The sequence below is a fragment of the Bacillus sp. FSL K6-1106 genome (assembly GCF_038005245.1).
GTDB lineage: Bacteria > Bacillota > Bacilli > Bacillales > Bacillaceae > Bacillus > Bacillus altitudinis.
This window is the reverse complement of record NZ_JBBOSV010000001.1, coordinates 1,598,848-1,625,677: the sequence shown is the minus strand read 5'-3', so window position 1 is coordinate 1,625,677 and position 26,830 is coordinate 1,598,848. Positions and strand designations below refer to the sequence as shown.

27 protein-coding genes are annotated in these 26,830 nt (G+C 40.9%); 8 read left to right on the top strand and 19 right to left on the bottom strand.

From position 1 onward, the window contains the following. Positions 1 to 2: 2 nt before the first annotated feature. Genes MHI20_RS08575 through MHI20_RS08560 form a run of 4 tightly spaced genes read right to left on the bottom strand, consistent with a single transcriptional unit; the run spans position 3 to position 4,654 of the window. A complete protein-coding gene (locus MHI20_RS08575) occupies positions 3 to 1,481 on the bottom strand; it encodes a Na+/H+ antiporter subunit D (RefSeq protein ID WP_045034541.1) in 1,479 nt (492 codons plus the stop codon). After that, positions 1,474 to 1,815 carry a Na(+)/H(+) antiporter subunit C gene (locus tag MHI20_RS08570; RefSeq protein WP_340937584.1) on the bottom strand — a complete coding sequence of 114 codons (342 nt, stop codon included), beginning with the start codon at positions 1,813 to 1,815 and terminating at the stop codon, positions 1,474 to 1,476. Before MHI20_RS08570 ends, MHI20_RS08575 begins: the two co-directional genes overlap by 8 nt. Beyond that, on the bottom strand, positions 1,815 to 2,246 hold the full coding sequence (locus tag MHI20_RS08565; protein WP_008345843.1) for a Na(+)/H(+) antiporter subunit B: 432 nt from the start codon (positions 2,244 to 2,246) through the stop codon (positions 1,815 to 1,817). The genes MHI20_RS08570 and MHI20_RS08565 overlap by 1 nt, the downstream gene beginning before the upstream one ends. After that, positions 2,243 to 4,654: a Na+/H+ antiporter subunit A gene (locus MHI20_RS08560; protein ID WP_045034539.1), complete on the bottom strand. Its 2,412-nt coding sequence runs from the start codon at positions 4,652 to 4,654 to the stop codon at positions 2,243 to 2,245. Before MHI20_RS08560 ends, MHI20_RS08565 begins: the two co-directional genes overlap by 4 nt. Before the next feature lie 219 nt (positions 4,655 to 4,873). Between MHI20_RS08560 and MHI20_RS08555 the strand changes: the two genes are divergently transcribed. Next, positions 4,874 to 5,083, top strand: coding sequence for a hypothetical protein (locus MHI20_RS08555; RefSeq protein ID WP_045034538.1), 210 nt, complete (start codon positions 4,874 to 4,876; stop codon positions 5,081 to 5,083). 243 nt (positions 5,084 to 5,326) lie between these two features. Here MHI20_RS08555 and MHI20_RS08550 read toward each other — a convergent pair whose 3' ends face one another. From MHI20_RS08550 to malK, 7 genes are all read right to left on the bottom strand, one after another. Further along, positions 5,327 to 6,664 carry a 2-hydroxycarboxylate transporter family protein gene (locus tag MHI20_RS08550; protein WP_168948552.1) on the bottom strand — a complete coding sequence of 446 codons (1,338 nt, stop codon included), beginning with the start codon at positions 6,662 to 6,664 and terminating at the stop codon, positions 5,327 to 5,329. 179 nt (positions 6,665 to 6,843) lie between these two features. Continuing rightward, positions 6,844 to 7,803, bottom strand: a complete 960-nt coding sequence (locus MHI20_RS08545) for an ABC transporter permease (RefSeq protein ID WP_008345835.1) — start codon at positions 7,801 to 7,803, stop codon at positions 6,844 to 6,846. After that, positions 7,804 to 8,850 carry an ABC transporter permease gene (locus MHI20_RS08540; RefSeq protein WP_025207902.1) on the bottom strand — a complete coding sequence of 349 codons (1,047 nt, stop codon included), beginning with the start codon at positions 8,848 to 8,850 and terminating at the stop codon, positions 7,804 to 7,806. Continuing rightward, positions 8,843 to 10,378 carry an ABC transporter ATP-binding protein gene (locus tag MHI20_RS08535; RefSeq protein ID WP_017358950.1) on the bottom strand — a complete coding sequence of 512 codons (1,536 nt, stop codon included), beginning with the start codon at positions 10,376 to 10,378 and terminating at the stop codon, positions 8,843 to 8,845. The genes MHI20_RS08540 and MHI20_RS08535 overlap by 8 nt, the downstream gene beginning before the upstream one ends. A 159-nt stretch (positions 10,379 to 10,537) precedes the next feature. Then, entirely contained in the window at positions 10,538 to 11,620 is a 1,083-nt protein-coding gene (locus MHI20_RS08530) for a BMP family lipoprotein (protein ID WP_017358951.1), read from the bottom strand. A 395-nt stretch (positions 11,621 to 12,015) separates the two neighbouring features. Further along, positions 12,016 to 12,723, bottom strand: a complete 708-nt coding sequence (locus tag MHI20_RS08525; protein ID WP_050826562.1) for a response regulator — start codon at positions 12,721 to 12,723, stop codon at positions 12,016 to 12,018. Then, on the bottom strand, positions 12,716 to 14,317 hold the full coding sequence (gene malK / locus MHI20_RS08520; protein ID WP_058336863.1) for a malate sensor histidine kinase MalK: 1,602 nt from the start codon (positions 14,315 to 14,317) through the stop codon (positions 12,716 to 12,718). Before malK ends, MHI20_RS08525 begins: the two co-directional genes overlap by 8 nt. Positions 14,318 to 14,502: 185 nt before the next feature. Between malK and MHI20_RS08515 the strand changes: the two genes are divergently transcribed. Continuing rightward, a complete protein-coding gene (locus tag MHI20_RS08515) occupies positions 14,503 to 15,060 on the top strand; it encodes a YufK family protein (RefSeq protein ID WP_017367952.1) in 558 nt (185 codons plus the stop codon). Positions 15,061 to 15,102: 42 nt separating this feature from the next. On the opposite strand, the gene MHI20_RS08510 is transcribed toward MHI20_RS08515, so the two are convergent. The 3 genes from MHI20_RS08510 to MHI20_RS08500 form a co-directional block, all read right to left on the bottom strand. After that, complete coding sequence (locus tag MHI20_RS08510; protein WP_017358953.1) at positions 15,103 to 15,513, bottom strand: thiol-disulfide oxidoreductase DCC family protein; 411 nt, start codon at positions 15,511 to 15,513, stop codon at positions 15,103 to 15,105. Positions 15,514 to 15,531: 18 nt separating this feature from the next. Beyond that, positions 15,532 to 17,433: a transglycosylase domain-containing protein gene (locus MHI20_RS08505; protein ID WP_024719722.1), complete on the bottom strand. Its 1,902-nt coding sequence runs from the start codon at positions 17,431 to 17,433 to the stop codon at positions 15,532 to 15,534. A 108-nt stretch (positions 17,434 to 17,541) separates the two neighbouring features. Next, positions 17,542 to 18,720 carry an MFS transporter gene (locus MHI20_RS08500; protein ID WP_220482436.1) on the bottom strand — a complete coding sequence of 393 codons (1,179 nt, stop codon included), beginning with the start codon at positions 18,718 to 18,720 and terminating at the stop codon, positions 17,542 to 17,544. Positions 18,721 to 18,938: 218 nt separating this feature from the next. Between MHI20_RS08500 and kapD the strand changes: the two genes are divergently transcribed. Beyond that, positions 18,939 to 19,556, top strand: a complete 618-nt coding sequence (kapD, locus tag MHI20_RS08495) for a 3'-5' exonuclease KapD (protein ID WP_008345814.1) — start codon at positions 18,939 to 18,941, stop codon at positions 19,554 to 19,556. Here kapD and MHI20_RS08490 read toward each other — a convergent pair. Then, a complete protein-coding gene (locus tag MHI20_RS08490) occupies positions 19,553 to 19,945 on the bottom strand; it encodes a kinase-associated lipoprotein B (RefSeq protein ID WP_039169739.1) in 393 nt (130 codons plus the stop codon). The two genes, kapD and MHI20_RS08490, sit on opposite strands and share 4 nt — an antisense overlap. 93 nt (positions 19,946 to 20,038) lie before the next feature. Between MHI20_RS08490 and MHI20_RS08485 the strand changes: the two genes are divergently transcribed. Further along, the gene (locus MHI20_RS08485) at positions 20,039 to 20,215 is read left to right on the top strand and encodes a hypothetical protein (RefSeq protein WP_008345810.1); all 177 of its coding nucleotides are present in this window, start codon (positions 20,039 to 20,041) and stop codon (positions 20,213 to 20,215) included. Here the strand turns inward: MHI20_RS08485 and MHI20_RS08480 are convergent, their stop codons facing one another. Then, a complete protein-coding gene (locus MHI20_RS08480; RefSeq protein ID WP_008345807.1) occupies positions 20,216 to 21,508 on the bottom strand; it encodes a sensor histidine kinase in 1,293 nt (430 codons plus the stop codon). 133 nt (positions 21,509 to 21,641) lie between these two features. Beyond that, on the bottom strand, positions 21,642 to 22,817 hold the full coding sequence (locus tag MHI20_RS08475; protein ID WP_340937574.1) for a MalY/PatB family protein: 1,176 nt from the start codon (positions 22,815 to 22,817) through the stop codon (positions 21,642 to 21,644). A gap of 83 nt (positions 22,818 to 22,900) precedes the next feature. Between MHI20_RS08475 and MHI20_RS08470 the strand changes: the two genes are divergently transcribed. Continuing rightward, positions 22,901 to 23,161, top strand: a complete 261-nt coding sequence (locus tag MHI20_RS08470) for a YugE family protein (protein WP_304716928.1) — start codon at positions 22,901 to 22,903, stop codon at positions 23,159 to 23,161. Here the strand turns inward: MHI20_RS08470 and MHI20_RS08465 are convergent. Next, entirely contained in the window at positions 23,158 to 23,982 is an 825-nt protein-coding gene (locus tag MHI20_RS08465) for an alpha/beta fold hydrolase (protein ID WP_340937571.1), read from the bottom strand. The genes MHI20_RS08470 and MHI20_RS08465 overlap by 4 nt on opposite strands. A 178-nt stretch (positions 23,983 to 24,160) precedes the next feature. On the opposite strand from MHI20_RS08465, the gene MHI20_RS08460 reads away from it, so the two are divergent. From MHI20_RS08460 to yugI, 3 genes are all read left to right on the top strand, one after another. Beyond that, entirely contained in the window at positions 24,161 to 24,661 is a 501-nt protein-coding gene (locus tag MHI20_RS08460) for an Lrp/AsnC family transcriptional regulator (protein WP_007500517.1), read from the top strand. Continuing rightward, positions 24,662 to 25,855, top strand: a complete 1,194-nt coding sequence (locus tag MHI20_RS08455) for an aminotransferase (protein ID WP_039169726.1) — start codon at positions 24,662 to 24,664, stop codon at positions 25,853 to 25,855. A 198-nt stretch (positions 25,856 to 26,053) separates the two neighbouring features. After that, complete coding sequence (gene yugI / locus MHI20_RS08450) at positions 26,054 to 26,446, top strand: S1 domain-containing post-transcriptional regulator GSP13 (RefSeq protein WP_340937567.1); 393 nt, start codon at positions 26,054 to 26,056, stop codon at positions 26,444 to 26,446. 66 nt (positions 26,447 to 26,512) lie between these two features. Here the strand turns inward: yugI and MHI20_RS08445 are convergent, their stop codons facing one another. Next, the gene (locus tag MHI20_RS08445; RefSeq protein ID WP_008345792.1) at positions 26,513 to 26,749 is read right to left on the bottom strand and encodes a DUF378 domain-containing protein; all 237 of its coding nucleotides are present in this window, start codon (positions 26,747 to 26,749) and stop codon (positions 26,513 to 26,515) included. Between the last annotated feature and the right edge of the window lie 81 nt (positions 26,750 to 26,830).

Here is a 26,830-nt window from a genome sequence, read left to right as displayed (position 1 = left end):
ATCTACTCCTTCAGCACAGCTTGAATATATTTTTCTGGTGTTGAAAGCATTTCCGCAGCTTGATTGATATAAGGTGCAATGAATTCTGTGCCTAATCCAATCGCAAGCGATAAGATAACAAGCAGTACCCCAGGATACACCATTCCTCTAATGGATGGCTTTCTTCTTCGCATATCCTGATCCTCTCCCCAAAACGCGAGCATGAAAATCCTCATAACAGAATAAAGGACAAGAAGACTGGACAGTAAAACAAGGATAGAGAACGTCATGTACCCAGCAGAAAAACCACCTTCAACAATTTTCAGCTTGCCAACAAATCCACTTAGCGGAGGAATACCCGCAAGTGATAAAGCCGATATGAAGAACATCCAGCCGAGTAGAGGCTGGGATTGAATCAGCCCACCCATTTTTTTCAGATGATTGGTTCCAGCATACACAAACAGTGCCCCTGCGAGCATAAATAGAGCTCCTTTGATCACCATATCGTGAATGAAGTAATAAATGGCGCCTTGAAGTGATGCCGGTGTATTGGCCGCAATTCCAAACAAAATGACACCAACAGCTGTGACAATGTTATAAATCACAATTTTTTGCACATCAGAATAGGCGATAGAGCCAATGACACCGAATATAACCGTTAGAGCGGCTAGCCAAGCCATAAGTGTATGTGTAAAACCTGTATCATGTATAAAGATGAGCGTAAAGACCCTGGCAATCGCATATAGCCCGACCTTTGTCAGCAGTGCGCCAAACAAAGCTGAAATCGCTGCTGGCGGTGCATGATAAGACCCTGGCAACCAGAAATAAAGCGGGAAGACCCCAGCTTTTAAGCCAAATACAATCAGGAACAGAATGGCAATCACGGTGATTAACCCTGTTTGCCCAGATTCAGCTATTTTCACACTTAAATCAGCCATGTTCAGTGTGCCTGTGACTGCATATAAACACGCTACGCCAACAATAAATAATGCCGATGAGATAATATTAAACACAATGTATTTCAGTGATTCACGAAGCTGAGGCTTTGAACCACCCAGAACAATGAGCATATAAGATGCCATCAGCAACAATTCAAAGAAGACAAACAGGTTGAAAATATCTCCCGTTAAAAAGGCACCACTCACGCCAGCTAACAAGAATTGGACACCAGAATAATAGAACAGCCGCTCTCTTTCTTTCCCAATCGTTTGAAAGGAAAAAAGAACTGTGACAAGTCCAACAATGGAAGCGGTCAAAACAAGAAGTGCAGCAAACTGATCGGCCACAAGAGCAATGCCAAACGGTGCTTTCCAGCCACCCAAATAAAGGGTTTGTATGCCGTTTGTGAAAATCGTTTGGACCAAATAGACATTACAGATAATGGCTAAAAGAGATGCAAATACACTAAAGCCTCTCGACAGCATGGTGTTTTTATTCATAAAAATCAATAATGTAGCAGCTAGTAATGGTATTAATATAGGCAGGATCACGAGATTATTCATGCTGATCATTTCCTCTCATTTGATCCATGTCATCTGTTCTCAGCTCTTGGAAGGCACGGAAGGCCATCACGAGCAAAAAGGATGTTACACCAAAAGCAATGACAATGGCTGTTAAAATTAATGCTTGTGGCAATGGATCTACATAGGATGAAAGCCCCTCTTTCAAAATAGGAGGTGCTCCCTTTTTTAAGCCGCCCATTGTTAATAGAAGCAAATGGACGCCGTGACTTAAAACGGCAGTACCGACGATGACCCGCAGAAGGCTTTTTGAAAGCATTAAATAGGTCGCTGCCATAAAAATGATTCCGACGATAATAGACATTAGAAATTCCATTATTCCTTCTCTCCAATCGTTTGAATAATGGTCATGGTGACACCAACAACAACTAAATACACACCGATATCAAACAGGACTGCTGTCGCCAGTTCTGTTTTCCCTAGAAACGGCAGTTGGAAATAATCAAATGCATGGGATAGGAAAGGTGCTCCGAACAGAAAAGATCCCATACCTGTTAGGATGGCAACGAGCAAACCGACACCAGCCACATAAATAAAGTCAAATGGTAAAATGCGTCTGACTGTTTTAAGGTCATAGGCTAAAAGCAGAAGGACAACAGCACCAGCACTCATCAAACCGCCAATGAATCCTCCGCCAGGATTGTTATGTCCTGCAAGAAATAGGTGAAGTGAGAAAAGCAAGATGATGAATGCTGTAATTTTAGTAGTGACTTGTAAGAGCATATCATTCGTATCAATCTTTCTCATCGCCGTACGCCTCTCTTCCGTTTTCCTTGTGCTTTTACCTTCAATAATCCATAAATACCGAGTGCCGCAATGGCCAGCACTGTAATCTCAAAGAGTGTATCAAAGCCCCTGAAATCGACAAGAATGACATTGACAATATTGTCTCCGCCAGCCAGTTTGTAGCTGTTTTCAATGAAGTACGTTGAAATCGTGTCAAGAGACTGCTGGCTTGTTGAAGCGAAAGCAAGACAGGTGACAACGACTCCAACACCTAATGAGATGACCAAATTTGTTAATTTAAATCTTCGTGTTTTTTGCTTCAGACTCAGCTTTGGCAAATGATAGAAGCAAAGTAAAAACAGCGCGACAGAAATGGTTTCAATAATGAGTTGTGTCAGCGCAAGGTCAGGTGCTCTGAAAATCACGAAGAATAGTGACAGCGTGTAGCCCATAACACCTAGCGCAATAATAGCTGTTAAGCGTGAACGAGCAAATACAGTCGTGACTGTCGCTGCGACCATCACAAGTGAAAGGATGGCTTCGTACGTGCCGATTGATGCAGCGTGCTCAGTTTGAAATGAGAAGGCTTGCTTGTAGAACATCACGCTGCCCAGCACGATAATCATAAAACCAAATACATAGACAAGATAGTCACGAAGGAATCCTGTCATATAGCTGTTTGTTAGGCGGTATGACCCTTTTTCTACACCTATAAGTGAACGATCATACAAAGCGTTAAATGACCATTTTTCCTTAAATATGTTGTACATTGGGCGCCATTTTGACAGCGTTAAATAGCCAATGGTACCGAGCGCAACTACACCAATTGTCATGTAAAGCTCTGGCTGGAATCCATGCCACGCTTCAATTTTTACGGCAAAGCGGCTTCCTGTTTGAATGGCTTCTGGAATGATCGCTTGAATGGCAGGTTCAATGACAGAATAGGCAAGAATATTAGGGAAAAAGAAAAACGTGACCACAAGTGCAGCTAAAATAATTGGCGGGATCAGCATACCAATCGGTGCTTCATGCGGTTTTTTCTCCAATTGATCGACATTCAGACGGCCTCTAAATGTTTTGAAGACGATCATCATACTGTAGATGAACGTAAACACACTAGCGAGCCATGCGATAGCAGGGAAGACAGCCCCCCATGTTGAAACATCCGTAAAGCTGATGTCAGAAATCCGAATCATACTTGTGAAAAATAGCTCTTTACTTAAAAATCCATTAAAAGGCGGGAGTCCAGCCATCGAGAATGTACCAATTAACGTAATTGTAAAGGTAATTGGCATGATGGTCATTAATCCACCTAATTTGCGAATATCACGTGTACCTGTTTCGTGATCGATAATCCCTGCTGCCATAAAGAGACTTCCTTTAAAAGTCGCGTGGTTAATGAGATGAAAAATAGCAGCAAGAACGGCTGCGCCAAAAAAGGCAGGGTTGTTTTCATGAATGGCAGCTGCGCCTACTCCTAGCATGAGCATAATCATACCGAGTTGACTCACTGTCGAGAAGGCCAGAATGGCTTTCAAATCATTTTGCCGAACGGCGTGGAAAGATCCCCAGAATAGTGTGATAAGTCCGACAATCGAAATGGTCCAAAACCACACCTCTGATATAGCAAAAATCGGACTAAAGCGGGCAACCAGATAAATACCGGCTTTGACCATAGTAGCAGAATGCAGATAACTGCTTACAGGGGTTGGTGCTTCCATAGCATCAGGCAGCCAAATATAAAATGGGAACTGCGCTGATTTCGTGAAGGCCCCTAGTAAAATGAGAACCATCGCAGGGATGAAATAAGGTGATGCCATAATGAGCTGAAGCTGATTGACTGCTTCGCGAATACTGAATGAATCAGTGATCAGGTAAATGAGGATGAAGCCGCCAAGCATAGCTAATCCGCCAAACACAGTAATAAGCAGTGATTTGGTTGCTCCGTAACGAGAACGCTCACGCTTATACCAATACCCAATTAAGAGGAAGGAAGAGATACTTGTTAGCTCCCAGAACAAATAAAGTACGACCATGTTGTCAGAGAGAACAACACCAAGCATAGCGGTCATAAACATTAATAAATACGTATAGAAAGAGCCAAGCTGTTCTTTTTCCTTTGATAAGTAGAAAATACTGTACAGTACCACAAGTGCACCAATACCTGTGATGAGTAAAGCAAATAACAGGCTGAGACCATCTACATACACAGTGAAATTCATCCCTAGAGAGGGAATCCATTCAGCTTGTGAGAACAACGTTCGTCCATTCGAGGTGATCTGGAGCATTTGGATGAAATAGGTAAATAAAAGAATAGGCAAGATGAGAACAAACCATCCTGTATGTATACGCCTTACGTATTTAAAGAGAAAAGGGACGACAAAGGCAAGTAAAAAAGGTGATAGGATGGCGAAGTGAATAAGCTGCAAGAAAATGAACCTCCTTTGATCAATATAAATTCACGTTCTAAAGAACTGGTAATTAAAATTATAGCGTAAATACAGACATAGTGCATTGGTTTGAACTGATTTACGACAAATTGAATTTGTTTTGAGTTCTTTTGACCACAAAAAATATTTTATCAAAAATGAAACTCGTTGTATATTGTTTTGTATTTCGTACATGCTTTTCTTAAAGGAGCTGATCAAATGAAACGAAAGATCGCCATCAGCTTAAGCATATTCTGCACGATTTTAGGAGGAGCATTCTTGATTGAACGAAATGATCAAAAAAGGTGGCAGGCCGGGAGTGAATGGCCGCTATTTTCTGAGCAACTCCTCCATATGACCTATCCTCAGGCGAAAAAGTATCCTTTTCAGCCTCGGGAGTATATACGAATTGTATTAGCTGATGAATGAGGATGTATGGGAGAAAAGAAATATAAAAAAAGCATGCCCCTTACGAAAAGGACATGCTCAGCGTGTAGACAAACCCTCGCATTCTTTGTCAGTCCTGCGCTCCGGTGCTCACGAATGTCAAATTCGCTCTGCTCCGGTGCTCGTCCTTCCTAGACTGCAAAGGTTTTCTATCACGCTGAAAAGAAGACAAAGGGCTAAAATAAAGTACATTTTAGCCCTTTGTCAATTATCTGTGTTTCTTTTTTAAGTAAACATTCTGAGTAAGATTGTTGCGCAAATAACGGTTGCTGCTCCGCCAAGACGTGTAGAGACTTGAGCGAAAGGCATAAGGCCCATTCTTCCAGAAGCTGAAAGAATCGCAACATCACCAGTACCGCCTAATCCACTGTGACAGCCAGTCACAATGGCAGATTCAACTGGATACATGTTCATGAATTTACCAACAAAGTAACCAGAACCAACCATGCCTAGAACAACAGCAATACATACACATACAAAAGGAATCGAAATAACAGTGGCTACATCATCAAGTGGAATGTATAGAATTCCTAAACCAACCATTAGAGGCCATGTAAAGCTTTTCGATACAAACTTGTAGAACTGCTGTGAGCCGTTTTGCAAATGCTGAGGCATCACGTTTAAGTATTTGATTAATGCAGCAAGAACAATCATTAAGATTGGACCTGGAATATGAACAAAACTTTCTAATAAGCCGCCAAAGATAAAGGTTGTACAAGCAACAAGTACACCTGCACCCATTAAGCTGAAGTCAACTTTAGTATCCATGTCAGGCTGTTCAAAGATTTCATTTGCTTCTTTTGATTTAACAAGTCGTCCATTCCCGTTTAGTTCAGGACGTTTTTCACCAAGCTTTTTCATTGCGCCAGCACAAATGATGGCAATGACGTTCCCAATGACAGCAGCCGGAATTAATTGAGAAATTAATGACTCTGCTGATACACCAAGAATTTGTGAATAAGCAATTGATAATGGCAATATTCCTTCACCGACACCACCGGCAATAATCGGTACAATGATAAAGAAGAACGAATGATGCGGTGTGTAACCAACTAGAAGACCCACTAGAATTCCAGCAGCTACAGCTGTAATTGTACCTGCAACAAGAGGAACAAACATACGAATAAGGCCTTGTACTAAAACAGTTCGTTGCATCCCAAGAATACTACCTACTACAAGAGCAGATATATAAAAGTATAGGAAGTTCGACGTTTTCATCAGAGACGTAACCGCTTCCAACGAGTTTGGATTCAGAACATGAAAAAAGACCAGGAACGATGGTACGAATAAAGAAAGAATCGCCGGTCCACCAATATCTTTTAAGATTGGAATACGTTGTCCTACATCTCCTAGGAAAATCCCCAAAATCATAATAACAGCGAAACCACCAAGCATATTTGCTGGAATTTTATTAAAATAAGCGGCAGTTAAAATAATCGCTGCAAGTACTATATACACAGGTAGATCAATAACACCAATTTTCCAAGAAAAAATTTTTCGGAAAACGCTTTTATTATTGTCAGAATCGTTTGTAATCGATTTCAATTGTTGTGTATTAGCCACATAAACACCCCCAAATGCTATTTGTCTCAATTGTAGAAGATTCTGTGACACTCATCTATTTATTAAACTAAATTAAGTGTAATAAAAGTAAAATAAACGGGGGTTTTGTCGTTTTTATCATACAAAAATCCCCTGAAGATAGTTTGTCCTTCAGGGGATTGATCATACATGGTATTTATTTATCGTTTTCCTTTTAAATAAGGGGTACCAAGTGCTTTTGGTGCGTCTGCTCGTCCAATGAAGCCAGTAAGAGCTAGGATCGTCAGCACATATGGTGCAATGAGCATGTACACGTTCGGGATATCTTGAAACAGCGGAAGCAGAGAGCCAATGATGCTTAAGCTTTGTGCAAATCCAAAGAATAAAGCAGCGCCCATAGCGCCAAATGGGTGCCATTTCCCGAAAACAAGGGCGGCTAACGCAATGAAGCCTTGTCCTGTAATGGTGGCGTGTGAGAAGTCAAGAGCGATGGTCGATGCATACACAGCTCCGCCAAGACCGCCAAATAGACCACTAATGAAGACGCCGATATAGCGCATCCGGTATACCTTGATTCCCATTGTATCAGCTGCCATTGGGTGCTCGCCGACTGCACGAAGTCGCAAGCCAAACGGCATTTTAAATAAAACAAACCAAGCGACAACCGCAAGAACTAATGCGAGAATGGACGTATAATACACATCTTTAAAGAAAATATCACCAATGATCGGAATGTCACTTAAAAGGGGAATATCTCCTTTATAGAAAGGTTCTGTAATTTTATCCGTTTGTGCTTTTCCATAAATCAGTTTGACAACAAACAGCGTAGCACCAAGGGCAAGCATGTTAATCGCAACACCACTGACCGTTTGATCTGCTCTGAACGTAATAGTGGCAACAGCGTGAATGAGTGAGAACACGCCGCCAATGGCCATACCAACAAGAAGACCGAGCCACGGGGTCAAGGCACCAAACGTATCAGCAAACATTAAGTTAAAGATAATACTAGAAAATGCTCCGACGACCATCAAACCTTCAAGACCGATATTGACGACACCTGATCTTTCTGAAAAGACGCCTCCAAGAGCGGTTAAAATAAGTGGTGCAGCATATACAAGTGTAGCCGGGACGATGATTTCAAGAATTTGCAGAAATCCCACTTATTTTCCCCCCTTTTTCTTCAATTGTTGAATGACAAGACGGATGATATAGCTTGAGGCAACGAAAAGAATAATGATCGCAATCACAATATCAACGACCTCAGTCGGTACGCCAGATTCAAGCGGCATGTTTAAAGCACCGACTTTCAATCCACCAAGCAATAATGCCGCTAAGACGACACCAATAGCTGTATTTCCGCCTAATAAGGCAACAGCGATTCCATCAAAACCAACGCCAGTGAAGGCATCTTTTATTGATGCATATTCAAAGGTTCCGAGCCCTTCCATCGCACCTGCAAGACCTGCAAAGGCACCAGAAATGAGCATGGAATATATAATGTTTTTTCTCACATTCATTCCAGCATATTGGGATGCGTGTTGATTCATACCAACAGCACGCAATTCAAACCCTTTAGAGGTTTTTTGGATAATAATCCACATAATAACGGCAGATAGGACAGCTACAATGATTCCGTTATGCATGCTTGAAAAATCAGTGATTTTTTCAAAAAAATCAGAGTGTAATGAGGCAGTCGAATTAATATTATCTGTTTTATCTTTATGATCTGTAAGAACATTTGTAATAATAAAATTAGTCACATGAAGTGCAATGTAGTTCATCATAATAGTGACAATCACTTCATGAACATAAAAACGTGCTTTTAAAAACCCAGGAATAAAGCCCCATAATGCACCAGCAGCTGCTGCAGTGATCAGTGCAAGAGGCAGGTGGATATACGCAGGTGCATGGACGGTTGTTCCTATCCATACAGATGCAATCCAGCCAATGAGAAGTTGACCTTCTACCCCGATATTAAAGAGGCCTGTCCGAAAGGCAAAGGCAACAGCAAGTCCTGATAAAATATAAGGCGTGACTTGTCGGATGGTTTCTCCCATATAATACGTTTCACCGAATACGCCATTCCAAAGGGCGCTATAACCTTCGATGACACTATAACCGCTTGCCAGCATAATGATGGCCCCAACGAAAAGACCAAGTACAATGGCTATAAGCGGAATCAGCAGATTTGTTAAGCGATTAGACATTTGCTTCTTTCCCCACTTCCTGTTGCGTACTTCCAGCCATTAACAGACCAAGTTCTTGCTCTGTTGTTTCTTTTGGATCAACAATGGCAATAATGCTGCCTTCGAAAATAACGGCAATCTTATCACTGACATTGATAATTTCATCAAGCTCAAAGGAGATGAGCAGAACGGCTTTGCCTGCATCCCTTTGTTCAATCAGACGCTTATGAACAAACTCAATGGCTCCGACGTCAAGTCCGCGTGTCGGCTGTGCGGCAATTAATAAATCAGGATTTCGGTCCACTTCACGGCCAATAATGGCTTTTTGCTGGTTACCCCCTGATAGCGCACGTGCTTCTGTATATTCACTAGGTGTCCGTACGTCGTATTCAGCAATGATTTGTTTTGCTTTTTGATAAATATTTTTCATATTCATCAAGCCAAACTTCGAATATGGACGCTGATAATACGTTTGTAAGGAAATATTTTCTCCAATTGAAAAATCAAGGACAAGTCCGTGCTTATGACGGTCTTGAGGAATGTGTCCGATACCAGATTCTGTGACCTTACGAGGCGGGAGATTTTGAATGGCTTTCCCGTTTAGCATGATCGTACCAGATTCGGATTTTTTCAGACCTGTAATGGCTTCAATTAATTCAGATTGACCATTTCCGTCTACACCCGCAATTCCGACAATCTCACCGGCTTTCACTGATAAATTGAGTTGTTTCACGGCTTCAATTCCTCGCGTATCTTTGACAGTGAGATCTTGAATTTGCAAGACTTCTTCAGCAGGGGAGGCTGCTTTTTTGTCTGTTTTAAATGAGACTTCGCGGCCGACCATTAAGCTGGCAAGCTCGTCTTTGTTTGTGTGTTCCACATCAAGTGTACGAATACCTTGCCCTTTTCGGATAATGGTCACGCGATGACAGGCATCCATAATTTCTTTTAGTTTGTGGGTAATTAAAATAATGGATTTGCCTTCATTGATTAAGTTTTTCATAATTTGTATGAGTTCTTTTATTTCTTGAGGTGTTAAGACGGCTGTTGGTTCGTCGAAGATCAAGATGTCAGCGCCGCGGTATAGTGTTTTTAAGATTTCTGCTCGCTGCTGCATACCGACTGAGATGTCAGATACTTTAGCGGCAGGGTCTATTTTCAGTCCATAACGGTCAGAAAGTTCCTGCACTTGCTGAATGGCTTGTTCTTTGTCAATCTTTCCAAATTTCTTTGGCTCTTTTCCTAAAATGATGTTTTCAGCCACAGTAAATGTATCAACTAGCATAAAATGCTGATGGACCATTCCAATGCCTAAATCACTTGCATCATTTGGACTTGAGATTGTAACCGGTTTTCCGTGTACCTTGATTTCACCTTTTTCAGGCTGATACAGTCCGAAAAGCACGTTCATGAGCGTTGATTTTCCAGCGCCGTTTTCACCAAGCAGCGCATGAATTTCGCCCTTTTTTAGCTGCAGCGTAATGTTATCATTTGCTACAATGCCAGGGAATTCTTTGCGTATATTCAACATTTCAATGACATAATCCACAGGTTTAACCGCTCCTTTTTTAGGGTGCTGATGAAGATAAAAACTAGCAAAAGAAAAGCTGCAAAACAAGGCTGCAGCTTTTCTTTTACCACCTTTTACGAATCAAGAGGAGGTAAAGGAGAGGCAAGGGGATAAGACGCGCTTATCCCGATGCACAAATTAAGCTTTAAAATCTTTTAGTTCATCACGTGTTGCAGGGATTTTCACTTCACCCTTGATGATTTTTTGTTTCCATTCTTCGATTTTCTTCAATACATCTTTATCAAGATTCTCTTGAGATGGAGAGATGTCAACGCCGCCTTCTTTCAGACCGTACGTGATGACTTCGCCACCAGGGAATTTACCTTCTTTTGCTTTTGTTGTTAAGTCTTGTACCGCTGTGTCTACTTTCTTAATCATAGAAGTAAGAGTGACACTTTGTTTTGTTCCAGGTACTTTACCTTCGTCATACTGGTCTTTATCAACACCAATGACCCAAACATTTCGATTTGGATCTGCCTTTTTTAAATTGGTTGCTTCTGTAAAGACACCCGTTCCAGTACCTCCAGCTGCATGATAAATAATGTCAACGCCAGATTTGTACATACTTTCAGCTGTTGCTTTACCGATGTCTGCTTTATCAAATGCACCAGCATATTTCACTTCAACTTTTGCTTTTGGATTAGCTGCTTCAACGCCTGCACGAAAACCAACTTCGAATTTTCTGATTAATTCAGAATCAACGCCGCCAACAAAACCAATTTTGTTTGATTTTGTAGAAAGAGCCGCTGCAACACCTACAAGGAATGACCCTTCGTTTTCGTTAAATGTAATACTAGCTACGTTCTTCTTATCAACAACTGCATCCACAATTGCAAATTTGGAATCTTTTCGCTGATCAGCTATTTTAGAAATGGCACTCTCCATTTTATAGCCGATACCATAAATTAGGTTAAATTTTTGTCTAACAAGTGTATTTAAATTTGTTGGATAATCTGCATCCGTTTTTGATTGTAAGTAATCAAAGCCGTTTTTACCTTTTGTTAAATTGTTGTCTTTCCCAAATGCTTGTAAACCTTCCCAAGCAGATTGGTTAAACGATTTGTCATCGACACCACCGACATCAGTTACCATTGCAACAGTGAATTGATCTTTATCTTTTTTGTTTTCACCGCTGTTTGAGCCAGAGTTGCCGCATGCTCCAAGGATGGTTCCTGCTGCTACGACTAAGGACAATGCAAGTCCAATTTTGCGCTTCTTCAAAACATAACCCCCTATAAAATTTAAAAGTTTCAGAAAAGTCTCGCGAAAAAAGACCGACTCTTGCCTTCTCCTATCCTTGTGAAAAGGGTATTTTATCCTGCATTCTTTTAAAATCGATGGAAACAGGAGAGAAGATGTAAGACATCAGACTTATATCTCGTTGAACTAATCAATCATAATTTATCATTTCCCATCGAATAAATAAATAGAAATTTGTTTTATTTTTAAAAAAATGTTAAAAGGCTAAATTCGATGTCTTTTTATGTGCTGAAATATGATATAATGCCGCTTTTATGATGTGCTCTACTACAGTGGAACCACTGATATCAAGGGGTTTGTGACATCGTATGCCATAAAAAAACATCTGGCCTTTGTGAAAGGTCAGATGTGTCCAATTAAAGATATTGCTGAATCAAATTCATGTTGCTTGTATTCAGTTTATATTGGAAAACAGGGCGGCCAATTGTCCCGTATGCCATCTCCACATCAACCACTTCGATATCCTCAAGAAATTTCAAGTATTTTCTAATTGAAACTTGGGAGATTTCAGTATGATTGGCTAGGTCTTCGGTCGTGAAAGCCTGCTGACCGAATGATTGAATGCTTGTCCAGATGAGTTTGAGTGTGCTCTTCGTCAGGCCTTTTGGCAGCAGGACTTTTTCCGCCTCTGCTTTTTTATGAAAAAGCTTCGCGTCTAAATCATTTTGAGAGATGCTATTCATCGTTTGGTATAGGGCATGTTTTCTTTTATATTCTGCCAGTGCTGATTGGAAGCGTTCAAACTCAAAAGGTTTGATTAAATAGTCGACAGCTCCGTTTCGCATCGTTTGCTGTACGACATCCACTTCATTTGCAGCTGAAATGACGATGACGTCAACGGAATGATTTTGCTGACGAATTTCTGATAATAGGGCGAGCCCATTTTGTCCAGGCATATAAATATCAAGCAATACAAGGTGAATGATTTCTGATTTTAAGATGTCTAGTGCCTTTTGAAATGAGGTGGCAATCCCTTTTAATTCAAATCCTTCTATTTGGGTCAAGTAGCGTTTATTCAGCTCTCCGACCATTGGGTCATCTTCTACGATCAACACATTAATCATGTGAATCCTCCTTTTGTTTATATGGAATACGGAGACTAAAGGTCGTTCCTTCTCCTTTTTCGCTTGTGACGATCATATGTCCGTTCAGTTTTTTGATGCTTTGGTCAACAAAATAAAGGCCAAATCCTCTGTCTTCTCCTTTTGTTGAAAAGCCTTGATCAAACATAATGTCCTGTTCTTCTTTTGTCAGACCGACCCCTGTGTCTGTAATTTCAATATGAAGCTGCTCTTGGACATATCTGAATGAGATGGAGATATTTTTGTTCTCTGTATGGGAAACGGCATCGAGTGCGTTATTTAACAGATTACCGATGACCGTAATAAGGTCATGTGTGACTGCCGGGTCCTCCGAGTTTGGTACCTGTGTACTGCAATTGACTTCTAAAGATGCGCCTTGTTCTCTGATGTAGCTTTGTTTTCCTAGTAAAAACCCGGCTAAGACTGAGTTTTTCACATGGTTGATGATTTCATTTGTTTCTGTCTGCTGATAAATTGCAATATCTTTAATATAGGTGCCAAGGTCATCATAGTTCTTTAGCTGGACCAATCCTAAAATGACATGAAGCTTGTTCATAAATTCGTGTGACTGGGCACGAAGTGCATTGGCATACATCTTCACCCCGCTCAGCTGCTCAGCCAGGTGTTTGACTTCTGTTTTGTCACGGAAGGTTGCGATTGCTCCGACAATTTCTCCTTTTACCGTAATCGGCACCTCATTAAAGACCAGCTCCAGTCCGTTCATTCTGACATCGCGATCAAGCAGCGGTTTCCGTGTTTCGATTACTTGCTTTAAGCCGCTTGAAGGAAGAAGGGCCTGTACATCTTGTTCTCTAGGGTCAACCATAATGCCCATATTATGAAAAAGACGTTTAGCTTCTGCATTTGCCAGCTTGATTTTACCGTGCTGATCGACGGCAAGAATGCCTTCTTTTGTTGATTCTAGCATAGCGCTTCGTTCTTTTAATAATGTGGCAATTTCATCTGGCTCTAGTCCAAACATAATCTTCTTTACTTTACGTGCCACAATGAGTGCGCCGATAATGCCAGATAAAAGGCTAAGTGATGTGACAAAGTAGAGCGGGAGCAGGCTTTGATGAATAATTAAATCAATTTCCTTTAATGTAATCCCAACTGCCACAGCCCCGAGCTGCTTGCCATCTTGGTTATAAACAGGAACAAAGGCACGCATGGACTTGCCAAGTGTTCCAGATGCGGTACTAATATGTTCTTTACCCTGTAATGCCGGTTTTTCATCACCGCCAGCAAACCGCTTCCCAATCTTTTGCGGATTCGGATGTGTTTTGCGGATACCGTTCATATCCATGACGACAACGAATTCGGTTTTGGTAATACGCTGAACACTTGTTGTATATTTTCGCAGTGCTGTATATGATTGATCTTTTTCCAATGATTTTGCTGTGATCGGAGCCTCTGCGACCATTTTGGCAGTGGAGAGGGCGATATCACGTTCCTGCTGATGAATATTTTTGGCTGTTTCTGACCAGATCGTAAAGAATGTGATACAGAGGGAGATCAGGACAACAATACAGACAAAGATCGTCAGCCGTGTTTGCAGTCTTAAAGTTTTTTTCACGAGTATACCCCTAACGCGCAATTTTTTCGTAATAGTAATACTTTAACGGGAAAATGTAAGTTTGTGAAGGAATGTACGTGCAAAATCACAAATTTGATTTAGATTCCAGTTTACTTGGAAAGCATCTTGTCAATCCGTTTTAAGTGAGCCATAATAAAAATGAGCTTATGAGAAAGGATCTATTTATGAAAAATACATATTTGACTGGATATTTTCCGCTGATTTCGATTTTGCTATTCAGCTCTGCCTTTTCTATTTTTACAGTAGGTATCACGACTGACTTCTTGACCCAAGCAGGAATTTTAAAAGGAATGCTGGAATTTTTCTCTGAACAGGGCATTCGTCTTGCTTTATTTGCCGCATTTGCACTTGTTTATTTTATGATTTTATCTGCTTTAAAGCTCATTGCAGATACGGTGTTAGAGTTGGCACTGCTCTTTTTTGCAAAGGACCCTGAAGGGGAGAACTTAAAGAAAATTCGGATTGCATCGGTTGTCTATTTGTTTGCCAGCTTACTTGCATTTCTATTGACGCAGCAGCTCATTTTGCTTGTTGGACTTTTTGTTTTAGCAAGTCTCGTCTATTTTATCTGGGTTGTGGTACGCATTTATCAATCACTTTCCATGCTGAATTTAATTGGGTTTATGATGTTTAATCTGCTGTTTTGGGCCACGTTTTTGATCGGCATTTTGTACTTATTTATTAAGCTTTATAACAGTGTGATGGCGAGTCTGCCAGCTTAATCAGACGAAAGAAAGCATCCTCCGATGATGGAGGATGCTTTTTTATGGAAGAAACCGCTTCTGAATATCAGGTGTAGGCATCATACAGGATGTTTTTTGACCAAACCATTTGTAGCGATTCTTTGCAATGAGTTGATAAAACCAGTCACGGATTGGTCGAGGGATCGCGAGGAGTAAATAGCTCCATCTGTATATCCCTTTTAAATGCCGCGCCGCTTTTAAGATGCCTGTTGACTTCATATAAAGGGTCCCATTTTCAATATAAATGAATGAATTGAACTCATCTAAAGGCAAGCCGTTTTCTTTTAAAATACGCTGCCCTGTATCTGATTGTAAAGAAGCAAACATCATCCGCTCATTCGGGTCGCGCTTGATGATAAACTGAACAGCACCACTGCACACGTTGCAGACACCGTCAAATAAAATGAAGTGAGAGGGTTGTGTTGAATGCATCGCAATCAAACCTCCTGTTTATCTAGCGTATTGCATAGTTTGTTTCCAAATACGTAAGTGCGGACTTGAACTATAAATAGATTCAACGGTTCCTCTATCTCTTCCTACCCATACACCCATTGTGTATTGATCTGTCAGGCCAACAAACCAAATGTCTTTGTAGTCATTGGATGTGCCTGTTTTTCCCCCAATGTAAGGAGAATTGAAATTCGCCTTTTTCCCTGTTCCACTTTTCACAACAGAGGCAAGCAGCTTGCGCATTGTTTCATTTGTACGCTGAGAATAGATTTGCTTCGGCGACTCTTTCCACTTGTAAAGGGTTTTGCCGTTTAAGTCTGTGACCTTTGTAATGGAGTGATTTCGCGTATAGGCACCTTGATTGCCAAACACGGTATATGCATCGGTTATTTCTAGCGGCGAGAAGCCTTTTGTAAATCCTCCAAGTGCAGAAGGGAGGCGGTAATCATCTGCGACAATATGTTCGAATGAAAACTTTTCTAAATAGCTGAAGCCTTTTTTGACACCGACTGTATCAAGCATACGAATCGCTGGTGTATTGTAAGAGTTCTTAAAGGCTGTTTCAAGTGTTACAGTTCCATACGTTTTATGATTATAGTTTTGCGGGCAATATCCGCTACTGCAAAACTTGCCGGCACTGATTTTGCTTGATGCCGTGGCACCGGTTTGATCAATATAAGGGCCATAATCTAACAGCGGCTTAATGGCGGAACCTGGTTGTCTTTGCGCTTGATAGGCGTAGTTGAAATCAAACTTTTTATAATTCTTCCCGCCAGCAAGTGCGACAATTTGATGGGTTTGGTGGTTAATGACTGCTGAACCGCCTTCCACACCTTGATAAGGCAATTGTGCATTGAGCTGATAAACCGCTCTTTGTTGTAAGGAAGGGTCTAGTGCTGTATAAATCTTCACACCATCTTGAAGCAATGCACTGACCTTTTCTGATAATTCTTTTTGAATTGCCTTTTTTGCGCCAGCTGTTTTGGCTTTTTTCAATCGTTTTGTAAAGCCTTCCTGATCAGACACCAGATCGGTAAATTCTTCATTGGCGTATGTTACATAGTCAGGGTAAAGATTTTTCTTTTCACTTAAGGACAAGCTGATTTTTTCTTTCACTGCTTTTTTGTATTGCTTCTTAGTAATGACACCATCTTTTTCTAAAATACCAAGCAGTCGTTCCTGGCGTTTCTTTGTATGTTTGAATTGTTTCAATGGGTCATACAGCGTAGGGTTGTTAGGAATCGCAGAAATAAATGCCATCTGTGCAAGCGTCAAAGAACTAAGCGGCTTATCAAAATAGTAATTAGCCGCAGAACCGACACCGTAAACCCCGTTACTGAAATAAATCGTATTTAAATAGCTTTCGAGAATTTCCTCTTTTGTAAATTTTCGCTCGAGCTCATAGGAATAGAGCAGTTCTGTAAACTTTCGGCTGAATGAACGTTCATGACTTAAATATAAATTACGGGATAACTGTTGTGTGATGGTGCTAGCGCCTTGGCTAATGCCATGGTTTTTCACATTTGCGGCAAGGGCACGAATCACGCCCATAAAGTCAATGCCTTTATGGTCATAAAAGTTGCGGTCCTCTGATCGGAGGAACAGCTCCTTGACGGAATCAGGAATTTTATCGTACTTCACGAAAACACGGTTCTCATCGTTTGATACGATCTCAGAGATAAGAGAACCATCTCGATCATACATATAACTGTTTTGGGAAAAGTCTACCTTTTCCAGCTTGATTTTTTGATCAAGCACTTCGTTAACAGGTTTTACACTTGCGGCTTCTTCCTTTGATAGATAAAAAGTCAGAACAAATAATGGAATGAGGGCAACAAGTAATAACCATCCAATGATTGCACGAAACATGAGGTCACTCACTTTCTTCGGATTTCTAGCCATATCGTACCATTCTTTTGCGATTACGAGAAGGTTATTTTTAGAAAAGAATAGACGTGAAGTCTAGTAAACAAGGCATTTAGACAGAAGAAAAGAGTATCTGATGATGGATCAGACACTCCTCTCTTTTGTCTTTGATTGTGAGCGGACCGCCCATAAAAATAATGCCCCGAAAAGGAAAATGCCGGCGGTAACATAAAAGACAGCTGGAATTCCGTAATGACTCGCCACAATACCGCCTATGACGGGTCCGACGACATTTCCAAGAAAGCGGAAGCTGACATTGTAACCAAGCACTTCCCCTTGCATAGAGGCAGGCGCTTTGATGCGAATATAGGCCGTCGTACAAGGAATGATGCCGCCTAGTGCCATCCCGTATAAGAAACGGAAGATCACTAACATCCCGTAGGAATCTGCCATCGCTTGCGGGATAAATAAAATGGAGGAGAGGATGAGAAGGGCAAGCAGCACCTTATCGTGACCAATACGATCTCCAAGGTCTCCCCATTTCCGTGTAAATAGCAAATTGCCAAGCCCGGTTGCAGAAAACGCCAGTCCTGCATAAAAGGCAAGGTTGACTGGGCCGTGTAAATCATGAATGTACAAGGCTAAAAGCGGCTGAATACTAAAGTTCCCGACTTGCGTAATAAATGTGAGCAGCATGGTGACGACAAGTAAAGGCTGTTTGAAAATATGGACAAGGACATCCTTCCGTGAGTAAGAAACCCGTTTTGCTTCTTTTGAACGGATCGGCTGTTCTTTCACACCGAAGATAATGACAATCGCTGATACATATATGACAGCAGCTGTTAAGAAAAATGTATAAATGAATCCGACACTGTCTGCCATAAATCCGCCCATTAATGGACCGAATAACCCTCCGGCGACATTACTCATCTGCATTGTACCAAGGGTCTTACCGGCTGTTGCCTTTTCGGTCTGTGCAGAAATCAGTGCCATCGAAGTCGAAATAAAGCCTGTCACAAGCCCCATGAAAAGCCTTAACGCAAATAGTTGATAAACGGTTTGAACAAGCCCCATTAATAAAATGCTTGTTGCAATCCCAATGCCGTTAATGAGCAAAATCTTTTTATAGCCATGCCGGTCACCAATCCGTCCCCAAATTGGAGAAATGAGAAAGGCTGTTAAAAACGTAACCCCAAAGACATAGCCGCTCCATCTTTGAACAAATTCATTCGAATAACTGCTATCAAGAGACTCTATGTAAAGTGATAAAAAAGGGACGATCATTGTAATGCTGGCAGATACAAAAAAGTTCACAAACCACATGATGTACAAGTTTTTCTTCCTGTTTGTGATAAAGACCACCTTCTTTATTTATTTCGTGTTCCTTAATAATTATAAAGGAAAATAAACGATCTTTCATCTGATGAATAGGTTGGGCATAGTGAATCTGCATTATTTTCACGAAAATGAAGTGATTTCAAAGTCCGTCTTAATATAATAGTAGCAGGATGGAAAACAGACGAGAAAGTGGGGTGAGACTGATGGAACAGAAGACGCTGCTTGTGGTCGATTTTGAATTTACGATGCCTGATGGGAAATATCATCCGCAAAATTTTTTCCCGGAAATCATTGAAGCCGGTGTCGTCAAAGCATCAAATGAAACGATCATAGACACATTCTCAAGCTATGTCAAACCGAAAAAGTTCCCGAAGCTGACAAAGCGCTGTAAATCGTTCCTTGGCATTACGCAGCAGGATGTAGAAAGCGGGATTTCTTTTGAGGCGTTTATCGAGAAGCTCGTGTCACTCGATGGGGGAGAAGACTGTGAGATTATCACATGGGGAAATATGGACATGAAGGTACTGAAGCAAAACTGTATGCTCAATCATATTGGTTTTCCTTTTAAGGGGAATCAAAGGGATCTGGCTTTTGAATATAAAACCTTTTTTGGGGATAGAACACTCACAGGACTTCGGAAAGCAGCTAAGGAGTACGGCAGTGAAGGAGCTGGTAAGCATCATAAAGCACTCGATGATGCCATGACCACTTATCAGCTGTTCACCCTTTTTGAAAAAGATCGATCCTATGTGGAAAATCCGCAAACAACCAAAATTGGTGAACTCATTGACTTCTCTCACTTTTTTGATTCGGCAGATTAGCGGGCGTCTTCTGGAAAATAATCTTTTTCAAGAGAAGAGAGGCACGCTCTTGATTTTTCAGCCCACTTGGAATCATCCGCACTGAGCCCTTTTTTCAATTTGTCTACGGCGTCTTTCAGCGATACTTGATAATCAGGGATGTCGCCATCATAAGGCTTGACCATATGATGAGGGATGTTCATCTGTTCCCTAAAGGCCAAAGCCCGTCTTTCCTGAAAAAAAGGTACGTCCGCTTCTTTTGGATGATGCAGGTCACCTTGAGTGGGGTGTGTTAAAACCGCTTTTACTTGAACGAGATAAGTAGATGGTTTAACGGCTGTCACTTCCCCAATGTAAACACCTGTTTTGTAAAAACCTTTCACGATTTGTCCAATCTGAATGTCTGTCATATGAAATTCCTCCATTTCCTTCGCATAAGAAGGTATTTCCTTTCTTTTAGCCAATATAGTGAAGTAAACGAGCAAAAGGGGGAAGAGCGGAACATGTCGTTCATCATATTCTTTCTACTGTATTTTCCTGAAGATAAAAGGGAGTATATCCCTGCGGCAATCACGACGGTGCTTTTCTTTGCTGCTGCATTTATTTGCTTTCGTCTGATCGTTCGTGCTTCTAAGAAGCAGGAGCAGATCGATGAAAAAAGGACAAAAAAAATGGATTGATCATTTTCTTCTTGTATCTTCAGGAAACTTCACGGTGACTGTTGTACCAGACTGCAATGAGCTTTTGAAACGAATCGTTCCATGATGATTTTCAATGATGGAAAATGTCACTGTCAACCCAAGCCCTGTTCCTTTATTTTTCAATGTGTAATAGGGTTCACCAAGCTTTTTCATTTGACTTTCTGACATGCCTACACCGTTATCAACGAAATAAAGGCAGATTCGATGATTTTCTTTTGAAGCAAACAGTTCGATTTTACCTTCGTGTTCGGGCGCTGCTTCGATTGCATTTTTGATTAAATTAATCATGACTTGTTTGATTTTCGTTTCATCACCTTGGATGTATAAGTCTGGTTCAATCGATTGATGAATCGTGACCGACTTAAAATTCGCATAGGATGTCATCAGCGATGCACACTCTTCAAGTAATTTAGATAAATTGAGAGACTCAATTTGATAATAATTTTGTTTCGCAATATCAAGATAGCTCGTAATAATATCCTGCGCACGGTCAAGTTCAGATAAAACGAGATTTTTATAATCTTTATTGGTTGACGGCTCTTTCGTATTGTCACTTGAAAAGAGCAGTTGGATAAATCCTCTCACCACCGTCAGTGGATTGCGGACTTCATGGGCGACACTTGCTGCAAGTTCACTCACAATCGTCAGTTTCTCTGATTGGACAAGCTGTGTTCTCATTTGCGCATTCTCTTTCACAAACTCAATGGAATAAATACTCAGCACAAGAAAGAATATGTAGTAAAGAGTTGAGAAAAATAATTCGAGCAGCTTTTGTTGCATAATGAATGCAGGGCTGTACTCAATTAAGCTGACCACAAGCAGTCCAATGTAAATAAACATCCCTTTTGATAACGCAATTAGGACTCCGTATAACAGTTTTCTCTGCTTAGAATATTGGCGCCATTTCCGGTAAAGCAGGAAAGGAATGAAAAAGTAAATCGGTACAACAATCAATCCAACCCATAAAAAAGAGCCATACATCACGAACTTTACGGTTGAACTTACTAAGATAGCGACGATTCCGGCGGTATATCCCCCGTATAAAATAGCCAGTACAAGGGGAATCGATTGAAGCCCAGTCTGCAAATCTAAAATCGAACCAACTGGATACATAATACATAGTGCTGATGAAATGGATGCAAATATGGTGATGAGCAGTTTATTCGTTTTAGGGAAATGAGCAGGGGTCCGGCTTAGCCATAGTGCATGATATAAAAAGATTGGAAATAGAATAAAAGATACATGGAGCAGAAAATCCTTGAACATTTCCATTTAAATGCTCTCCTCGTAAATAATTGTAATTCCTCTCATTATACCATTTCATGTACAAAGTAGATATGATAATAGGAGGGTTTTTTTCTTTAAAAAGAACACCCGTTAGGATGTTCTTTTGATAGAAATGGTTTTATTCGGAAGATAGAGTGAACGCTTGATGAAGGCGCTTCAGACCTTCTTTCACTGTTCCGGCAGGACAGCCTAGATTCATTCGAATAAAGCCGTCTCCTTCGTGCCCATATACGTTTCCGAGCTCTAGTATGACCTTGCCCTTTTTCAGCAGATTACGTTTCAATTCTGCTTGAGTGAGCTCATAATCACGAATATCCAGCCATAATAGATAAGAAGCATCTGGTTTCATATAACGCATGCTCGGCAGATATTCATCAATATAATCCATTGCGATCTTCATATTATTTTCGAGGTAAAGAACAAGTGAATCAAGCCACTCATCTCCGTGGCGATAGGCCGCCTCCATGGCAGGAATCGCAAAGGCATTCAGTTTGGACAATCCATTTCTTTGCAATTCATTGGTGAAAAGGGTTCTTTTTTCTTCATCAGAAATGATAATGGCAGATGCCTGAAGACCAGCTAAATTAAATGTTTTACTCGGTGCAATACACGTTACCGTGATGTTAGCTATCTCATCAGAAAGGCTGGCAAAAGGCACATGCGACTGTCCGTAAAGCATCAGATCCGAATGAATTTCATCTGACACGACGGTGACACCGTACTGTACACATAGGTCTCCTACACGCTTTAATTCCTCTTTTGACCAAGCTCTCCCTGAAGGGTTATGCGGATGACAAAGAAACATCAGCTTTGCTTCTGGTCTGCTTAATTTTTTCTCTAAATCATCAAAATCCATCATGTAACGGTTGTTTTCTATTTTTAAAGGATTGGTTGAGACGATACGTCCGTTTCTTTCAATCATTTGATAGAAGGGCGTATACACCGGTGACTGAATGACCACTTCATCATTCGGAGCTGTAAAGGCTTGTACGGCAAAACTAAGTGCTGTCACGATACCTGGTGTGAAGGTGACGGCATCTGTTTGTATCGTCCAACCGTGTCTTCTTTTGAGCCAGTCAGCTACTGCTTGCTGCGTTTCCTGATCCTGAAATGCATAGCCGAATACACCGTGATCTAATCGTTCTTTTAAAGCATCAAGCACGACTTGGGGCGCTTTAAAATCCATATCTGCTACCCACATTGGCAGCGCATCTGTTGTCAGGAACAAAGACTCTGCTTGATCCCATTTGACTGATTTTGAACCTTTACGTATGATCTGTTCGTCGAAATTCATGAAACCCACCTCTAGCCGTTTTTCAACCACTCTTGGTTGTGCTAAAATAAACATCACAAAATTTATTATAAGCGGTGATCCCCATGAAAGATAGTCAAGCTGTAGAAGAGATGATTCAAATCATTAAGCAATGGGACCCTTTTCAGTATGGAGAGGACTTTTACGAAACGGAGCCTGCTGACGTCATCAGTGCCTTATACGACGCAGAAGACCCGTTATCTTTCGCGAAAGACATTCAAGCCATTTACCATCACTCATTTGATCAGCTTCTTCCGATGGAAAGCTGTCAGCATATCGCAAATCAGCTTTTTATCATAAGAGAAGGTAGCTCCTGCTCGTTTTAAGACAGGCTGAAATGACCAATTTGATCAGACACAAAGACCGGATTTTCCTCAGGGATGAGGTGCCCGGTTTTTTTTAATGCGTGAAAGGTTGAATGCGGCAGATCCTTGTGCAGTCTTTCGCCAATTTGAATAGGAACGATCCGGTCTTCCTCCCCCCAAATCAGCAGGACAGGTGTCTCCATTTTCTTTAAGACATCCGACGCTAAATCGCCTTCCCTGTGCCGAATTAAACGAAAAATACCTCTGAAAATTTGGTCATCTGAAAAAGGCTTTAAATATCCGTCCACCATCTCTTGATCAATAATCGAATGATCATGCACAACAGCGGTTAAATTTTTCATAATACCTTGCTTGAACAACTTTCTTTTTAAATAGAGATAAAAATAAGGAATATAAGTGCTGTAAACAAGCGACTTTTTGGACTTATTCATATACCCTGAACTGCATAAAAGAACGGCTTTTTCAAATAGGTCGGGACGCTCAGAGGCAGCATATAAAGCAATTTGTCCCCCCATGGAATGCCCCACGAGGATCGCATGCTGAATCTGTAAATAACCAGCTAGTTCAATGATGATTTTTGCCATGTTGCGATAGCTGTAAATGAACGTATTTGATTTTTCGGACTGCCCGAATGGAGGCAGATCAATCGCAATTAAATTGAAGTCTTGTTTCAGAAGCGGGATGAGCTTTCGATAGCTGAAGGTAGATGAGAAAAGGCCGTGAATCAAAATCAATGTCTTCTTACCTTCATTTGGATAGTGTTCGTAATAGATATCTAAACCGAATTTACTTTTCATATAGGATGGCTGTACAATGTTCACACTCATCAACTCCGATATTTGATACTCACTCTCTGTTAGGTGACTGTATTGTACCCTAAAAAGTGGATTTTAAGCTACGATTAGAATCTTTTCCCTGCTTAGCATAATGGGAAAAACGTGCTATAATGTTCAGAAGATTTTTTAAAACTAGCTTTTTACAATCAGAGGTGTGAAATCAATGAAACTAACCGAAAAAGAAACTGAAATATTAGAGATTTTAGATGAAAACAGCCGCGCCGATTTAAATACAATTGCAAAAATGGCAGGTGTGACATCAGAAGAAGCAGAAGCCATTATTCAAAAGCTCGAAGATCAAAAAGTCATTATTGATTATTCGACCATGATTGACTGGCGAAAAGTAGACGGACACGAAGGCGTTACAGCGATGATTGATGTGAAAGTGACCCCAAAAAGAGGCGTCGGTTTTGATGAAATTGCTGAACGCATTTACAGGTTCCAAGAAGTGGAGTCCGTGTATTTAATGTCAGGCGTGTATGATTTATCTGTTGTGATCAGAGGAAGATCCATGTCTGATATCGCCCGCTTCGTATCTGAAAAATTATCGACACTTGATTCTGTTGTTTCAACCACTACCCACTTTATTTTGAAAAGATATAAGCATGATGGGAAAGTCTTTGAAACAGGGGACGATGACAAAAGAATCGTGGTGTCTCCTTAAATGAAAAAATCTTATTTATCTGAAACGGTACAAAGCATTCAGCCGTCAGGTATTCGGAAATTCTTTGATTTGGCAGCCACAATGGAAGGGGTTATCTCACTCGGGGTCGGCGAACCGGATTTCGTGACAGCTTGGAATGTGAGAGAAGCCAGTATTATGTCTTTAGAGCAAGGACTGACCTCTTATACAGCAAATGCTGGGCTGCTCTCTTTGCGAAAAGAATTGAGTCATTATTTATATAAGCGGTTTCACATTGAGTACAGTCCTGAAGAAGAACTCATTATTACCGTTGGCGGTAGCCAGGCGCTTGATTTGGCCTTTCGCGCCATTTTAAACAACGGGGACGAAGTAATCATCCCAGAGCCTTGTTTCGTCGCATATGGGGCTCTGACGACACTTGCGGGCGGTGTACCGGTTTATTTAAGTACATCGGCTGAAAAAGATTTTAAAGCCGATTCTGCTGATCTTCGTACGAAGCTGACGCCGAAAACAAAAGCCATCTTGCTATGCTCTCCATCAAACCCAACAGGGTCTGTTTACTCGAAAGAAGAGCTTGAAGATATTGCTCAGTTTGCAAAGGAGCATGATCTTTTAATCATCACAGATGAGATTTATGCAGAGCTGACGTACGATGAAGCTTTTACGAGTGTGGCGGCGATTCAAGATATGAAGGAAAGAACGATTTTGATTTCAGGCTTTTCAAAAGGATTCGCTATGACGGGCTGGCGCTTAGGCTATGTGGCAGCACCGCCAGTCCTCCGTGATGCCATGCTGAAAATACATCAATATTCTATGATGTGTGCACCAGCTATGGCACAATATGCCGCAGAAGAAGCATTAAAAAATGGACTTGAAGATGTGGAGAAAATGAAGAAAAGCTACAGAAGGCGCCGTAATTTGTTTGTCGGCTCTCTCAATGAACTTGGACTCACTTGCCACCAGCCAAACGGAGCGTTTTACGCTTTCCCGTCCATTAAAAGCACAGGCATGACTTCAGAACAATTTGCTGAGGAGCTGCTGCTTAGCGAGAAAGTAGCGGTTGTCCCTGGAAATGTATTCGGTCCAAGTGGTGAAGGACATATTCGTTGTTCATATGCGTCATCACTCGATCACTTGCAGGAATCACTTTCAAGAATCCAGCGTTTTTTACAGAATAGACAAGTGAAAGAAGAAGCACCTGCTATCTTAAAATAAAAAAAGGCATCAATCCATCTGGACTCATGCCTCTCAAATTAGGGGGGAATACTAGAAAGCATTCTTGTTTTCAGGTATTCCCCCTTTTAAACTGATCTAAACCCAATTAAAAAATATTTTGCGTAAAAGACCGTTCTGTGATATAGTTTTTAATTGCGTATAAACGAATATTAAAACATTTATTTAGGAGTTGTTATCATGGCGACAAAGTTTGAAGTAGGCAGTGTTTACACTGGTAAAGTAACAGGATTACAAGCGTATGGTGCGTTTGTTGCATTAGATGAAGAAACTCAAGGACTTGTGCATATTTCTGAAGTAACACATGGCTTTGTAAAAGACATCAACGAGCACCTTTCAATTGGTGACGAAGTACAAGTAAAAGTTCTTTCTGTTGATGAAAATGCTGGTAAAATCAGCCTTTCTATCCGTGCGACACAAGATGCACCAGAAAGAAAAGAAAGCAAATCAAAGAAACAAAGACCACAGCAAGCGAAAGAAGAAGCTGCTGCACCACAAGGTTTCAATACACTTAAAGATAAACTTGAAGAGTGGATTGAGCAATCTAACCGTAAAGACCTTATCAAGAAATAAAAAAAGCACCGCTTCAAACGGTGCCTTAGGCTGCCTCATAGGCAGTCTTTTTTTATGTCTTTTTCATTAGCGGACCTCTGGATTTGGCTCGTCACGGCGGACAGCTTCTTCACTAGGTTTGAACAACAGACCAAGATTGACAAGACCTGCAATTCCAACAAGACCATAAATAATACGTGATAATGCAGCACCTTGACCGCCAAAGATCGCTGCTACTAAGTCAAATTGAAAAAAGCCGATTAGTCCCCAGTTAATAGCACCGATAATCGTGAGCACGAGGGCAATACGCTGAATAGCACTCATCGTGATTCCTCCTTTCGCTACAGTATCAATACATTTATATTTTGCAGATTTTTAGCCAAACTATGCGTAAGAAAATGGATG

Bases quoted from the DNA above. Each gene is read 5' to 3' on its own strand.
- MHI20_RS08470 (WP_304716928.1), top strand. From the start codon at position 22,901: ATGAAAGATAGTCAAGCTGTAGAAGAGATGATTCAAATCATTAAGCAA.
- MHI20_RS08455 (WP_039169726.1), top strand. From the start codon at position 24,662: ATGAAAAAATCTTATTTATCTGAAACGGTACAAAGCATTCAGCCGTCA.
- MHI20_RS08510 (WP_017358953.1), bottom strand. From the start codon at position 15,513: ATGCATTCAACACAACCCTCTCACTTCATTTTATTTGACGGTGTCTGC.
- kapD (WP_008345814.1), top strand. From the start codon at position 18,939: ATGGAACAGAAGACGCTGCTTGTGGTCGATTTTGAATTTACGATGCCT.
- MHI20_RS08515 (WP_017367952.1), top strand. From the start codon at position 14,503: ATGAAAAATACATATTTGACTGGATATTTTCCGCTGATTTCGATTTTG.
- MHI20_RS08480 (WP_008345807.1), bottom strand. From the start codon at position 21,508: ATGGAAATGTTCAAGGATTTTCTGCTCCATGTATCTTTTATTCTATTT.
- MHI20_RS08555 (WP_045034538.1), top strand. From the start codon at position 4,874: ATGAAACGAAAGATCGCCATCAGCTTAAGCATATTCTGCACGATTTTA.
- MHI20_RS08565 (WP_008345843.1), bottom strand. From the start codon at position 2,246: ATGAGAAAGATTGATACGAATGATATGCTCTTACAAGTCACTACTAAA.
- MHI20_RS08575 (WP_045034541.1), bottom strand. From the start codon at position 1,481: ATGAATAATCTCGTGATCCTGCCTATATTAATACCATTACTAGCTGCT.
- MHI20_RS08490 (WP_039169739.1), bottom strand. From the start codon at position 19,945: ATGACAGACATTCAGATTGGACAAATCGTGAAAGGTTTTTACAAAACA.
- MHI20_RS08485 (WP_008345810.1), top strand. From the start codon at position 20,039: ATGTCGTTCATCATATTCTTTCTACTGTATTTTCCTGAAGATAAAAGG.
- MHI20_RS08505 (WP_024719722.1), bottom strand. From the start codon at position 17,433: ATGGCTAGAAATCCGAAGAAAGTGAGTGACCTCATGTTTCGTGCAATC.
- MHI20_RS08445 (WP_008345792.1), bottom strand. From the start codon at position 26,749: ATGAGTGCTATTCAGCGTATTGCCCTCGTGCTCACGATTATCGGTGCT.
- MHI20_RS08475 (WP_340937574.1), bottom strand. From the start codon at position 22,817: ATGAATTTCGACGAACAGATCATACGTAAAGGTTCAAAATCAGTCAAA.
- MHI20_RS08460 (WP_007500517.1), top strand. From the start codon at position 24,161: ATGAAACTAACCGAAAAAGAAACTGAAATATTAGAGATTTTAGATGAA.
- MHI20_RS08570 (WP_340937584.1), bottom strand. From the start codon at position 1,815: ATGGAATTTCTAATGTCTATTATCGTCGGAATCATTTTTATGGCAGCG.
- MHI20_RS08500 (WP_220482436.1), bottom strand. From the start codon at position 18,720: ATGTGGTTTGTGAACTTTTTTGTATCTGCCAGCATTACAATGATCGTC.
- yugI (WP_340937567.1), top strand. From the start codon at position 26,054: ATGGCGACAAAGTTTGAAGTAGGCAGTGTTTACACTGGTAAAGTAACA.
- MHI20_RS08525 (WP_050826562.1), bottom strand. From the start codon at position 12,723: ATGATTAATGTGTTGATCGTAGAAGATGACCCAATGGTCGGAGAGCTG.
- MHI20_RS08540 (WP_025207902.1), bottom strand. From the start codon at position 8,850: ATGTCTAATCGCTTAACAAATCTGCTGATTCCGCTTATAGCCATTGTA.